This window comes from Burkholderia theae (genome assembly GCF_048565265.1).
GTDB classification, from domain to species: Bacteria; Pseudomonadota; Gammaproteobacteria; order Burkholderiales; family Burkholderiaceae; genus Burkholderia; species Burkholderia theae.
This window is the reverse complement of record NZ_CP183461.1, coordinates 1485261-1497952: the sequence shown is the minus strand read 5'-3', so window position 1 is coordinate 1497952 and position 12692 is coordinate 1485261. Positions and strand designations below refer to the sequence as shown.

General features: G+C 68.9%; 11 protein-coding genes. 4 read left to right on the top strand and 7 right to left on the bottom strand.

All coding sequences use genetic code 11. The features are described from left to right. The first annotated feature begins 134 nt into the window (after positions 1 to 134). Positions 135 to 860, top strand: coding sequence for a response regulator (locus ACN22W_RS06990; protein ID WP_048244247.1), 726 nt, complete (start codon positions 135 to 137; stop codon positions 858 to 860). Continuing rightward, positions 861 to 2237, top strand: coding sequence for an ATP-binding protein (locus ACN22W_RS06985; RefSeq protein ID WP_419686960.1), 1377 nt, complete (start codon positions 861 to 863; stop codon positions 2235 to 2237). 63 nt (positions 2238 to 2300) lie between these two features. On the opposite strand, the gene ACN22W_RS06980 is transcribed toward ACN22W_RS06985, so the two are convergent. From ACN22W_RS06980 to ACN22W_RS06960, 5 genes are all read right to left on the bottom strand, one after another. After that, complete coding sequence (locus ACN22W_RS06980) at positions 2301 to 3341, bottom strand: FecCD family ABC transporter permease (protein WP_419686958.1); 1041 nt, start codon at positions 3339 to 3341, stop codon at positions 2301 to 2303. After that, entirely contained in the window at positions 3338 to 4330 is a 993-nt protein-coding gene (locus ACN22W_RS06975) for an ABC transporter substrate-binding protein (RefSeq protein ID WP_419686956.1), read from the bottom strand. Before ACN22W_RS06975 ends, ACN22W_RS06980 begins: the two co-directional genes overlap by 4 nt. Beyond that, entirely contained in the window at positions 4327 to 5094 is a 768-nt protein-coding gene (locus tag ACN22W_RS06970; protein ID WP_419686954.1) for an ABC transporter ATP-binding protein, read from the bottom strand. The genes ACN22W_RS06975 and ACN22W_RS06970 overlap by 4 nt, the downstream gene beginning before the upstream one ends. Positions 5095 to 5123: 29 nt before the next feature. Beyond that, positions 5124 to 7214: a TonB-dependent receptor gene (locus ACN22W_RS06965; protein ID WP_419687383.1), complete on the bottom strand. Its 2091-nt coding sequence runs from the start codon at positions 7212 to 7214 to the stop codon at positions 5124 to 5126. Positions 7215 to 7615: 401 nt separating this feature from the next. Further along, complete coding sequence (locus ACN22W_RS06960; protein ID WP_419686953.1) at positions 7616 to 8539, bottom strand: LysR family transcriptional regulator; 924 nt, start codon at positions 8537 to 8539, stop codon at positions 7616 to 7618. A 117-nt stretch (positions 8540 to 8656) separates the two neighbouring features. Between ACN22W_RS06960 and ACN22W_RS06955 the strand changes: the two genes are divergently transcribed. Together ACN22W_RS06955 and ACN22W_RS06950 are read left to right on the top strand one after the other, a co-directional pair. Beyond that, entirely contained in the window at positions 8657 to 9538 is an 882-nt protein-coding gene (locus ACN22W_RS06955) for an intradiol ring-cleavage dioxygenase (RefSeq protein WP_419686951.1), read from the top strand. A gap of 42 nt (positions 9539 to 9580) precedes the next feature. Then, positions 9581 to 10648, top strand: a complete 1068-nt coding sequence (locus tag ACN22W_RS06950) for a maleylacetate reductase (protein ID WP_419686949.1) — start codon at positions 9581 to 9583, stop codon at positions 10646 to 10648. Positions 10649 to 10685: 37 nt separating this feature from the next. On the opposite strand, the gene ACN22W_RS06945 is transcribed toward ACN22W_RS06950, so the two are convergent. Together ACN22W_RS06945 and ACN22W_RS06940 are read right to left on the bottom strand one after the other, a co-directional pair. Beyond that, the gene (locus tag ACN22W_RS06945; protein WP_419686947.1) at positions 10686 to 11417 is read right to left on the bottom strand and encodes a transporter substrate-binding domain-containing protein; all 732 of its coding nucleotides are present in this window, start codon (positions 11415 to 11417) and stop codon (positions 10686 to 10688) included. A 52-nt stretch (positions 11418 to 11469) separates the two neighbouring features. Further along, a complete protein-coding gene (locus ACN22W_RS06940) occupies positions 11470 to 12630 on the bottom strand; it encodes a pyridoxal phosphate-dependent aminotransferase (RefSeq protein ID WP_419686945.1) in 1161 nt (386 codons plus the stop codon). Between the last annotated feature and the right edge of the window lie 62 nt (positions 12631 to 12692).

Below are 12692 nucleotides of genomic sequence, written 5' to 3'. Positions count from 1 at the left end.
GTGCTCAATTGTGTTCGATTGTCCGCGATTGTCGCCCTGCTCCCCCGGCCTCCGGTGCGCCGGATAGAATTCGCGTGCCGCGCCACGCTCCGGCCTGCCGGGGTACGAGATGGCGCGTGCGTCTCGAGGAGAATATGAACGAAGATCCGCTCAAATACCGTGTACTGCTGATCGAGGACGACGACCGGCTCGCGCAGCTCGTTCGCGAGTACCTCGACGGTTATGAATTCGCGGTCACGGTCGTGCGGCGCGGCGACCTCGCCGTCGCGGCGGTGCGCGAGCACCAGCCGGCCCTCGTGATACTCGACCTGATGCTGCCGAATCTCGACGGGATGGAGGTCTGCCGGCGCATCCGTGCGTTCACCAACGTCCCCGTGCTGATCCTGACCGCGCGCCTGGACGTCTACGACCAGGTCGCGGGACTCGAGACCGGCGCCGACGACTACGTGACGAAGCCGATCGAGCCGCGCGTGCTCGTCGCGCGCGCCCGCGCGCTGTTGCGCCGCGCGCAGCCGGCCGCCGCGGATGCGCCCGTTGCACCGCCCGAGGCGCTCGTATTCGGCGAACTGGTGATCTCGCCGCCGAACCGCACCGTCACGTGGCGCGGCGAGCCGGTCGACCTGAAGACCGCCGAATTCAACCTGCTGCTGATCCTCGCGCGCGCAGCCGGCACCGTGCTGAGCCGCGACGACATCCTGAAGCAATTGCGCGGCATCGAATTCGACGGGCTCGACCGCTCGGTCGATTCCGGCATCTCGAAGCTGCGCCGCCGCTTCGAGGATGCCTCATCGGAGCCGCACAAGATCAAGACGATCTGGGGCCGCGGCTACCTGTTCAGCCCTTCCGCGTGGGACGAATAAATGCTGCGTCCGTTGATCAGGCTGTACCTCGTCGTGATCCTGTTCGTCATCGCGGCGATCATGTTCATCCAGCTGTCGTTCGACCGGATCTTCTACGAGCGCACCGCGCAGGCGCAGCGCGACTCGCTGACGACCTACGCGTTCGTGCTCAACGACTACCTCGAACGCCATCCGGGCGGGCAACGCGAGCTCGCGCTGCGCGAACTCGCGAAGCACGGCAACGAAGGGTTCGGTTTCATGTCGATGGCCGCCGCCCGCGCGCAACTGAGCGGCGCGCCGCTGCGCGATCTCGATGCCGGCAAGATCGCGATCAGCTACAACAGCAAGGATTACTACATGCCGCTCGCGGACGGCACGGTGCTGCATGCGCGGCCGGTCGAAGCGTCCGATCTCGACATCAGGATCTATGCGTACCTGCTGCTCGCGATCAGCACGCTGTTCGCTGTGGTGCTGTGGATTCACTATCACTGGCGCGACCTGCGCAAGCTGCAGGACGCCGCACGCGCATTCGGCGCCGGCATGCTGTCGACGCGCGTGAAGCTGTCGGGCAAGTCGAACATCGACGAGCTGTCGCAGCAGTTCAACGACATGGCCGAGCGCATCGAGGCGTCGATCAAGCAGCAGCGCGAAATGATGCACGGCATCTCGCATGAGCTGAAGACGCCGCTCGCGCGGCTCGAATTCGGGCTCGCGCTGCTCGCCGAGCCCGACGAATCGGCGCGGATGCGCGAACGCCGCGACGCGCTGCGGCGCGATGTGCGCGAACTCGACGAACTCGTCACCGAGCTGCTGACGATCGGCCGGCTCGAACAGGGGGCGAGCCAGCTCGCGCCGATGGAAGTCGTCGTCGATGCGCTGATCGACAGCGTCGCCGGCAACGTCGCGAACGACATCGCCGATCGCGGCGTCACGCTCGACGTATCGACGCTGGGCGCGCCCGCGACCCACGTGTGCGATCCGAAGCTCGTCGCCCGCGCGTTGCTGAACCTGATCCGCAACAGCGCGCGCTACGCGCAGCGCACGGTGGTGCTGGCCGCTGCCAGCGACCGGTCCGGCGCACTCGTGCTGAGCGTCGACGACGATGGCCCCGGCATTCCGGTCGCCGAACGCGCCCGCGTGTTCGAACCGTTCCAGCGACTCGACTCGAGCCGCGACCGGCAGACCGGTGGCTTCGGGCTCGGGCTCGCGATCGTGCGGCGCGTCGCGCAGGTGCACGGCGGCGACGTGCGGCTCGAGGATTCGCCGCTCGGCGGCGCACGCTTCGTGATCACGTTGCCCGCGCGCGCACTGCCGGACAGTCTCTTCGACTTGGCGGGCACGATCGCGCACACCGACGCGCTCGGCGACGGCACGCGCACGGCCACGCCGCCGCGATGAATCGCGCGGCGGGCCACCGCCCCGCCCTCGCCTGACGGCTTGCCGGCGGCACATGCGCGCCGCTCAGCGGCGACGCAACAACGCGACGAAGAACAGGCTGCCGAACAGCGCGGTCACGATACCGATGGGCAGGTCCTCCGGCGCCGCGAGCGTGCGGGCGGCGACATCGGCCCACACGAGCAGGATCGCGCCCGTCAACGCGGCGACCGGCAGCAGCCTGCCGTGCTCGGCGCCGACGACGCGCCGGCACAGATGCGGCGTCACGAGCCCGACGAAGCCGATCGCGCCGCTCACCGCGACCATCGCGCCCGTCGCGAACGACGCGACGACGAAGACCTCGCGCCGCATCCGCGCGCTCGGCACGCCGAGCGCAGCCGCGGCGGCATCGCCCGACATCAGCGCATTCAGTTCGCGCCGGCGCGCGTACAGCGCACCGCCCGCGAGCACCGCGCACACGGCCGGCACCGGCAGCAGATCCCAGCGCGCGAGCCCGACGCCGCCGAGCATCCAGAACAGCACCGACGACGCGGCGCGCTGGTCGCCGAGATACAGCAACAGGTTGCCGAACGCGGCCATCATGAACGACACCGATACGCCCGCGAGCAGCAGCCGGTCCGATTCGAGCCGGCCGCGCCGATAAGCGAGCGCGATGACGCATGCGGTTGCCGCGAGCGCGCCCGCGAATGCGGCGGCCGACAACGTGAACGGGCCGAACGCCGCGCCGGCCACCACCGTGACCGCGACGGCACCGAGCATCGCGCCCGCGCTTACGCCGAGCAGGTGCGGATCGGCAAGGCGGTTCGCGGTCGCCGCCTGCAACGCGACGCCGACCGCCGCGAGCGTCGCGCCGACGATCGCGGCCAGCAACGCGCGCGGCATCCGGATCAGCCACACGATGCTGTCGTCGCCCGCGCCCGCCGCGAACGCGCCGGTCTCGCCGAACGCCGCTGCGATATGTGCGGCGACGATGCGCACCGCGACCGGCATCGCGATCGGCGCCGGACCGAACGCAGCCGACGCGACGATCGACACGATCAGCAGCACGGCCAGCGCCGGCAGCACCACGCGCATGCCGAGCCGCGACGCCTGCACGCGCACGCTCATCGCGCCGGCCCGGCGAACGCGGCCGGATACAGCGTGCGGGCCAGCGTCTCGACCGCCGCGACATTCTCGGGCCCCGGCGTCGCCGCGTCGTACGGAATCACGACGAAGCGCCGGTCGCGAATCGCGGCCACGCGCGCGAGCGCCGGCTGGCTCAGCAGGAACTGCTGCTTCTGCGCGGCCGTCACCGCCGAATAGTCGACGATCACGATCGCCTGCGGATCGCGTTCGACCACGCTCTCCCAGCTCACCTGCGTCCAGCTGCGCGGCACGTCGTCCATCACGTTGCGCGCCCCTGCCGCCGCCAGCAACGCAGTCGGCATCGCGAGCCCGCCCGCCGTCATCGGCTTGTCGGTGCCGCTGTCGTAGACGAACACGCGCAGCGGCTCGGGGCGCCCGATCGTGCGCGACACAGCCGCGAGACGCGCGCGCATCGCGGCGACCACCTGCACGGCACGCGCCTCGACGCCAAAGATCCGGCCGAGATTGTTCAGATCGCGGAACACGTCGTCGAACGACGCGGGCGTCTGCTTCATCACGTGCGAGCACGATTCGGTCAGTTCGTACGTACGGATGCCGAACGGCGCGAGCGTCGCGGGCGTCACCGCGCCGCCGACATGCATCCCGTAGTTCCAGCCCGCCAGATAGAAATCGGCGCGCGCGGCAGCCAGTACTTCGAGCGACGGATACTGGCTCGCCAGTTCGGGCACGCCACGCAATGCGTCGCGCACGCGCGCGGTGCCGGTCTTCCAGCCGCCGATGCCCGTATAACCGACGAGCCGGTTTTTCAGGCCGAGCACGAGCATCATCTCGGTCAGGTTCACGTCGTTGCTCACCGCGCGCGTCGGCGCGCGCTCGAACGTCACGTCGCGATCGCAACTGCGCACGGTGACGGGATAGGCGCCCGCGTGAACGGCAGCGCAGCCGAGCACGGCAGCGGCGACAACCCGACGGGATACGGTGGACAGGACAGGAAACGGCATGGCGGTCATTCCGGATGAAGCGGCGTGATGCGCGGCCGGCCCGTGACGGGATGGCGGTCGACGAGCGCGGTGACGCCGAACACGTCGCGCAGCAGCGCTTCGGTCAGCACGTCGTCCGGCGCGCCGGACGCGACGACCCGCCCGTGCGCGAGCACATGGAGCCGGTCGCAATACGCAGCCGCGAGATTGAGGTCGTGAATCGTCGCGAGCGTCGCGATGCCGAGGCGCCGCACGCGCGCGAGCAGTTCGAGCTGGTGACGCAGGTCGAGATGATTGGTCGGTTCGTCGAGCAGCAGCAGCTCGGGTTGTTGCGCGAGCGCACGAGCCAGCAGCGCGCGCTGCTTCTCGCCGCCCGACAGCGACGCGACGCGTTGCGCGCGGCGCTCGGCAAGACCGACGTCGTGCAGCGCGGCTTCGACGATCCGGCGGTCGTCGGCCGACTCCGCATCGAACGGCCGCTGGTGCGGCGTGCGGCCCATGCCGACCAGTTCGTCGACCGTCAGCCCGAAATCGTCCGGCGTCTCCTGCTGCAACACCGCGATGCGTTGCGCGACCGTGCGCGGCCGCATGCGCCACACGTCCTGCGCATCGAGCGCGACACCGCCCGCGTCGGGCCGCGCGTAACGGAACACGCAGCGCAGCAGGCTCGTCTTGCCGCTGCCGTTCGGCCCGACCAGCCCGACGAACTCGCCGTCGGCGACGTTCAGCGTCACCGCATCGAGCACGGTGACCGCACCGCCGGGAGACCAGCTCACGCGTTCGATTTCGAGCATGTGCGCCACCGGAGATTCGCCGCGCCGCACTAGAAACGCATCGTCGCGACGAGCTCCGCCGAGCGCGACGGACCGAGCAACCATTGCTCGCCGCCGTTCGACGTCGTCACCGCATACGTGCGATTCGCGAGATTGCGCAGATACAGCGCCAGCTCGGTGCGCGACGTCGGCTGCCAGCGCAGCGACGCATCGAACACCGTGTACGACGGCACCTGCAGGCGGTTCGCATCGTCGCCGTACGTCGCGCCGACATAACGCACGCCCGCATTCGCCTGCCAGCGCTCCGCGAACGCCCAGCCGAGCCACAGGTTCGCCGTCTGCTGCGGCACGTTGGACGGCACGTTGCCGGCGCGTGACACCGTCGCGCCGCCAACCGTCTGGTTGAACGCGTCGTAGCGCGCGCGCAGCAGCGCGACGTTCGCGTCGACCGTCCAGCCGTGCGGCAGCCGCGCGCCGCCCGTCAGCTCGACGCCGCGCGACGATTGCCTGCCGACCTGCTGGCGCAGCGCGGGATTGAACGGGTCGGTGCTGAGCAGGTTGCGCTTCGTGATGTCGTACACCGCGAACGTCCAGTACGCGCGGCCGTCGAGCAGCGTCTGCTTGACGCCGGCTTCCCACTGTTCGCCGGTCGCGAGCCGGTAGTTCGCCTGCGACGCGGACAGCGTCACGAGCGAGCCGAGGCCTTCCGCGCCCGTCGTGTACTGCGCATACGCGCTCAACGTCGGCGCGACTTCGAACACGAAACCCGTGCGCCAGCCGACGTTCGCGAAACGCTTGTCGAAGCCCGCGCCGGTCGCCGCCTGCTCGCGGCTGAACGCGATGTGGTCGTAACGCAGGCCGCTCACCCACGCGAGCCGCGGCAGCACTTCGAGCCGGTTCTCGGCGAACACCGCGGCCTGCCGCGCACGCGTACTGAACTTCGGCAGCGTCGGGTCGGGGCTCGCGAACACGCCGGGATCGAAGCCATGCGCGGCCACCGTCGATTCGCCGCCGTACGGCGAATTGTTGGTACCGTCGAACGTGATCTGGCTGAATTCCGTGCCGACGACGAAGCGGTTCGCGCGACCGAACAGCGTGCCGTCGAAACGCGCGCTCAGCCGGTCGCCGATCTGCCGCTGGTGGTGGCCGATGTCGAGATAGTCGCCGCGCGTGACGCGCCCCGTCGCGGGGTCGAGCGCATACGATTCGGCGTTGCGCCAGTGGCGGTTCGACGTCAGGTAGTAGAGCTGGTTGTCGATCGTCACGCCGGCCGCGGGCCGGTAGCTGGCCGACAGGCGCGTCCACTGGTCGTAATACGCGATCGTCGCATCGCCGACGTTGTAGTTGAGCTTGCGCAGCGACGGGTCGAGCACGGCGTTCGGCGCGGGCACGCCATAGTAGGTCGCCGGCATCTGGCGGCCGTAGTCGTAGTCGAGCGTCAGCGTGAGTTGCGGGCTCACGTCGAAACGCAGCGCGCCGCCGACCGCCGTCGTATGCGTATCGGCCCGCTCCGCGAGACCGTTCGCGCGTGTATCGCTCGCGTAGAAGCGGTACGACAGCCACGGGCCGAGCGCGCCCGTCGTATCGAACGCGACGCGCTTCGCGCCGTCGGGGCCGACGCCGACCTGCAGCGTCGTCTCGCGTGTGCGCTGCGGCCGCTTCGGCACCACGTTCACGACGCCGCCGATCGCCCCTTCGCCGTACAGCACCGACGCCGGGCCGCGCAGCACCTCGATACGCTCGACCGACCACGTATCGAACGGGAACGTGATCGTGCCGGCCGCCGGCATGAGCCGCACGCCGTCGAGCAGCGTCATCACCGATTCCTGCCCGCTGAAGCCGCGCACGCTCATCGCGGTGCCGCCGGTGCCCGGCGCCATCGCGCTCGAGAACCCGGCCGTGCGCGTGACCGCGTCGAGCACCGTGCGATCGCCGCGCGCCTCGATCGTGTCGGCCGTGACCGTCTCGACGCTCGCCGGTGTATCGAGGCTCGCCAGCCCGAGCCGCGAACCCGTTTCGAGCGGTTGCGTCAGCGGGTCGACCGGCGCGGATCGCGCGGAAACATTGATCGCCGGCAACGCGTGCCGGTCGTCCGGTGCGGGGGCTGCCGCTTCGGCGGCCCATGCGCCGGAGGTCGCCATCGCGCAGCCCAGCAAGGTCGTGCAGCCGCGTGCGCGCCAGGCGCCGGTGTTCCGGCGCGACGCGGCATGCTGCCGCTCCCCTCGCGCCGGTTTGTTTCTGGCTTTCGTCACTTCGTATCGATCTTCGGATGGTGTCGTCGCGCGCGGCCATGCCCGGCGGCCCGGGCGGCAGGCGACGAAAACATCGGATGATACAATATATCAACTTGATTCGTCAGGATTTTGTCAGCTTGTCCCGGCTCGCGCGATGCCGCTGAAGCGGAAAGCTGAACTGCACCCGCAGCGTGTCGCCCTGCGGCCGGTTGCGCACCGCGAACTCGTGCTGATCCTTCACGACCACGCTCGACTCAGGCCCCAACCCGTCACGCAACCGCAGGCCGATCGCGACCGACCGCCCTCGCTCAGCGGCCGACTTCCTTCCACTTGCGCGCGAGTCCGAGGCGTTCGAAGCGCTCGACCAGAAACTCGGTGAATACGCGGATCTTCGCCGGCTGGTGACGGCGGCTTTGGTACGCAATGTTGACGGTGAGCGTCGGCAGTTGCCAGTCGGTAAGCACCGGCACCAGCTTTCCCGCGACGATATCGTCGTGGATGATGTAGAGCGGCTGGATCAGGATGCCGAGCCCGGCGAGCGCCGCGGCTCGGATCACCTGCCCTTCGTTCGCATCGAGCACGCTCTTGATCGTGACCGACTGCTTCTTCGCGCCGTGGCGGAAATGCAGCACGTACGGATCGTTGGCGAGGTTGTAGACCAGCAGCCGGTGGTCGCACAGCGCGTCGGGCGTCGCCGGCGCGCCATGCTTCGCCAGATACCCGGGCGACGCGGCCAGCACGCGCCGCGTCTCGGCGAGCTTGCGCACAGTGATGCCCGAATCGGCCTCGTGCTCGCGCGTGCGGATCGCCACGTCGATGCCGGCCTCGATGAAATCCGGGTAGCGGTTCGCGGCGACGATCTGCACGGTCAGGTTCGGGTAGCGGCGATGAAACTCCGGCAACGCCGGCGCGATATAGATCGACGCGAACGACACCGACGCGGTCACGCGCAGCGTGCCGGCCGGATTGACGCTCGCCTCGTTGACCGCCGCGTCGGCCTCCGACAGCTCCGTCAGGATCGCGACGCAGCGCCGGTGGTACTCGTGCCCGGCGTCGGTCAGCCACAAGCGGCGCGTGGTCCGCTCGACGAGCCGCGCCGCCAGGCGCTCTTCAAGCGCATTCAGGCAGCGGCTCGCCGCCGCGCTCGACATACCGAGCCGCTCGGCAGCCTTCGACAGGCTGCCCAGCTCGGCCACCTGCACGAAAAATTCGATCTGCGTCCACTTGTCCATGCGTTCGATTCTTCCACCTGGCGGAGAACAAAACTCCTCCAAACCCTCTTTATTACGATCAAAGGAGGAATTAATGTTACGTCAATGCGTGATCGAACGACATCAGGAGACGACCCCATGCGCAATCTCAACGAAGACACCATCACGCAGGCCGTGATCGCGTCGCTGGGCGGCTGCCACGACGAGCGGCTGCGCACGGTCATGACGAGCCTCGTCCAGCACTTGCATGCGTTCGCACGGGAAACGAAGCTCACCGAAACCGAATGGCAGGCCGCGATCGGCTTCCTGACCGCGGTCGGGCACATCACCGACGACAAGCGGCAGGAGTTCATCCTGCTGTCCGACGTGCTCGGGCTGTCGACGCTCGTGACCGCGCAGAATCATGCGAAGCCGGCCGGCTGCACGGAGGCGACCGTATTCGGTCCGTTCTATGTCGAAGGCAGCCCCGAGTTCGGGATGTTCGACGACATCGCGAACGGCGCATGCGGCGAGCCCTGCTTCGTGTCGGGTCGTGTGCGCGACATCCACGGCACGCCCGTCGCGCACGCCTCGCTGGAAGTCTGGCAAGCCGACGAGGACGGGCATTACGACGTGCAACAGCCGGCCGACGACGGCTCGGTCACGCATCGTGCACGCGGGCGGCTGCGCACCGATGCCGACGGCCGCTACGCGTTCCGTTCGATCCTCGCCGAACCGTATCCGATTCCGCACGACGGCCCCGTCGGCGCGATGCTCGATGCGCTCGGCCGCCACCCGTGGCGCCCCGCGCACCTGCACTTCATGATCGAGGCGCCCGGCTTCGAAACGCTGATCACGCACGTGTTCCGAGACGGCGACCGCTATCTCGACTCCGATGCGGTATTCGGCGTGCGTTCGACGCTCGTCGCCGACTGGGTCCGGCACGCGCCCGGCACGGCGCCCGACGGATCGCGCATGGACACGCCGTTCTACACGCTCGATTACGACTTCGTGCTGAATCGCGCGGAGCGCGCCGCATGATCCGGCACGACCAGGTCGACTACGCAACGGAGTAACGAGAACATGAACTTCATCTACCAGGCGCGTCCCGCACGCGTCGTCTTCGGTGCCGGCAGCCTGCAGCATCTCGAACGCGAAGTGCTGGAACTGGGCGCGCAGCGCGCGCTGGTGCTCTGCACGCCGGACCAGCGCGAACTCGCGCAACGCATCGTCGAGCGGCTCGGTGCGCGTGCCGCCGGGCTTTACGACCGCGCGACGATGCACGTGCCGATCGAAATCGCCCGCGATGCGCAGGCGTTCGCCCGGTCATGCGACGCGGATTGCGCGATCGCGATCGGCGGCGGGTCGACGATCGGCCTCGGCAAGGCGATCGCGCTCGAAAGCAACCTGCCGATCCTGGCGATACCGACCACCTACGCCGGCAGCGAAATGACGCCGATCTATGGCCTGACCGAAGGCGGCGTCAAGCGCACGGGGTCCGACGCGCGCGTGTTGCCGAAGACGGTGATCTACGATCCCGAGCTCACCGTCACGCTGCCGGTCGAACTGTCGGTGACGAGCGGCATCAATGCGATCGCGCACGCGGCGGAAGGCCTCTACGCGAACAACGCGAATCCGGTCATGAGCCTCGTCGCCGAGGAAGGCATTCGCGCGCTGGCGCGCGGCCTGCCCGGCGTGCGCCGCAACGCCGCCGATCTCGCGGCGCGCAGCGATGCGCTCTACGGCGCGTGGCTGTGCGGCATGGTTCTCGGCAACGTCGGCATGGCGCTGCACCACAAGCTCTGTCACACGCTCGGCGGCAGTTTCAACCTGCCGCACGCGCCGACCCATACGGTCGTGCTGCCGCATGCACTCGCGTACAACGCCGCGCATGCACCGGACGCGATGCAGCGGATCGCCCGCGCAATCGGCACCAACGACGCGGCGCGCGGCATCTACGCGCTGGCGCTCGACAACGGCGCACAGGTCTCGTTGAAAGCGATCGGCATGCAGGAAGCCGACCTCGATCGCGCGGCCGATCTCGCGGCCGCCAATCCGTACTGGAACCCGCGCCCGATCGAACGCGACGGCCTGCGTGCGCTGCTGCAGGATGCATTCGACGGCAGCCTGCCCCGCTCGAACGTACGCTGAATCCGCGCGCGGCTGGCGCGTAACGTTGCGTGCAACGCTACGACTGCGCGCCGCCGCCCGCCACCACGCCGTCGATCTCCGCCCGCGTAAAACCGTACTTCGCCATCCGCTCGCGATGATCGGCCGAGCCGAGATACTCGCGCAGCTTCCCATTCACGGCCTGCACGAGCGCATCGTTGTTCCTGCTAAACGAGAACGCACCGGCCGGCGCCGCCGCACCCGCGCCACGCTCGTGCGCGACGGCTGCCACGCCTTCGTTCGCACCCGCGACAACGCGGTTCCCGATCGCCGTGCTTGCATACGCATCGATCTGCCCCGCGAGCAACGCGGCGACTGCGTCGGGCTGATCCTTGAACACGACGATCTGATCGTCGCGCACGCCTGCCGACCGGGCCGAGTCGATCTGCACCTGCGCGGCCACGCACCCCAGCCGCGCATCGCCGCGTGCCGCGACGGCCGCGTAGCTCGTCAGTGCCTTCGGATTGCCGGCCTGAACCAGAAACCCGTCGCCGATCGCCCACACCGGCACGCTGAACGCAACGTGCTGCGCGCGTTCGGCCGTCACGAAGATCGGCACGTTCATGTCCCAGCGGCCGGCCTGCACGCCCGGCAGCAGTGCGTCGAACGAGGTCGGGTGATACTCGATTTCCGTCACGCCGATCGCGCGCAGCACCACCTCGGCCAGCTCGATATCCGCGCCGGTTACGGTGCCATCGTCGCCCGTCCAGTAGAACGGCGGCTCCTCGATATACGCAATCCTCACTTTCATCGTGTCACTCCTGACGTTCAATGATGTCCGCCCCGCCCGCCCGGGGCCCGGTTCATGCCACAGCCGCATCCATCGCCCGCGACAGCGCCGACAATGCCGGCGACAGGCGTTCCAGCGGAAGATAACCGAAGCCCAGCCTGAACACGCGGCTGCTTTCGCCGAACCACGTGCCGGACGCCAGTTGCAGATCGTACTCGGGCAGCACTTGCCAGAAGCGCGCCACGGCCTGCTCGTCGAATGCATCTGCACGCAGCCGCACGCAGCACAGCGCACCGGCGTCCGGCCGTACCCATTCGACACGTCCGCGCTCGCCTTCGCACCAGCCCGACACGACGTCGAGCGCATCGGCAAGCAGCCGGCGCCGGGGTGCGAGCACACGCTCCCGGTTGCGCAGCAAGGTCGCGGCAAGCGTTTCGTCGAGCACGGAACCCGAGATCACGGTGTTCAGCTTGGCCACGAGCAAGCGCGCCCGAAGCCCCGCGTCGGCCACGGTGAGCCACCCGGTCCGCAACCCGGGCGCACCCAGTGCCTTCGACACCGACGAGCCCGTGACGATGCGTGAATCGACACCCGCGAAACTGGCAGCCACGGCGGCGTCGCCATAGGTCGCCTCGCGATAGGTCTCGTCGATGAACAGTATCGCGTCCGGACACCGCCGCGCCATCAACGCGAGCAGCCCGTCGATCTCGGCGCGCGACGCCTGTACGCCGCCGGGATTCTGCGGGGACGCAATGCTGACCAGCCGGGTGTTCGGCGACAGGCTCGCTTCGAACTGCGCGAGGTCCAGTCGATAACCGTTCTCGAACGACAGCCGCACCTCGCGCACCGTCGCGCCGGCACCGACCAGGCAATCGCGACTCGGCGGAAAGCACGGCGTCGCGAGCACGGCCTCGTCGCCGGGCCGGCATAGCTCGTAGGCGAGCAGAAACAGCCCGAGCGCGGTGCCTTGCGTCGTCACGATCTGCGCGGCCGGCACGTTGCAGGTATCGGCAATCGCGTCGCGCAGCGCGGCCGCGCCTGCCGACTGGCTGTAGCCGAGCTTCAGGTTGCGAACCGGTTCGACGCCGGCCAGATCCAGCAACTCGCCGACCGTCAGGTCTTGCGACGTGCTCTCCGCCAGGTTGAAGGTTCGATTCACATCGAGCAGCGAGATGATTTCGTTGTACGGAAATCGTCCGCGCCATTCGCCGGATTGCGTCTGTGTCGCTTGCATGCGCTTGCCCCTCAATTTGCTGTGCTGGTCAACCGACCGGAACAGCGCCATCGTAGCGTTCG

Excerpts from the sequence above, each read along its gene's own strand:
- ACN22W_RS06945 (WP_419686947.1), bottom strand. The coding sequence starts at position 11,417 with ATGAAAGTGAGGATTGCGTATATCGAGGAGCCGCCGTTCTACTGGACG.
- ACN22W_RS06980 (WP_419686958.1), bottom strand. The coding sequence starts at position 3,341 with ATGAGCGTGCGCGTGCAGGCGTCGCGGCTCGGCATGCGCGTGGTGCTG.
- ACN22W_RS06965 (WP_419687383.1), bottom strand. The coding sequence starts at position 7,214 with ATGGCGACCTCCGGCGCATGGGCCGCCGAAGCGGCAGCCCCCGCACCG.
- ACN22W_RS06985 (WP_419686960.1), top strand. The coding sequence starts at position 861 with ATGCTGCGTCCGTTGATCAGGCTGTACCTCGTCGTGATCCTGTTCGTC.
- ACN22W_RS06940 (WP_419686945.1), bottom strand. The coding sequence starts at position 12,630 with ATGCAAGCGACACAGACGCAATCCGGCGAATGGCGCGGACGATTTCCG.
- ACN22W_RS06975 (WP_419686956.1), bottom strand. The coding sequence starts at position 4,330 with ATGACCGCCATGCCGTTTCCTGTCCTGTCCACCGTATCCCGTCGGGTT.
- ACN22W_RS06960 (WP_419686953.1), bottom strand. The coding sequence starts at position 8,539 with ATGGACAAGTGGACGCAGATCGAATTTTTCGTGCAGGTGGCCGAGCTG.
- ACN22W_RS06950 (WP_419686949.1), top strand. The coding sequence starts at position 9,581 with ATGAACTTCATCTACCAGGCGCGTCCCGCACGCGTCGTCTTCGGTGCC.
- ACN22W_RS06990 (WP_048244247.1), top strand. The coding sequence starts at position 135 with ATGAACGAAGATCCGCTCAAATACCGTGTACTGCTGATCGAGGACGAC.
- ACN22W_RS06955 (WP_419686951.1), top strand. The coding sequence starts at position 8,657 with ATGCGCAATCTCAACGAAGACACCATCACGCAGGCCGTGATCGCGTCG.
- ACN22W_RS06970 (WP_419686954.1), bottom strand. The coding sequence starts at position 5,094 with ATGCTCGAAATCGAACGCGTGAGCTGGTCTCCCGGCGGTGCGGTCACC.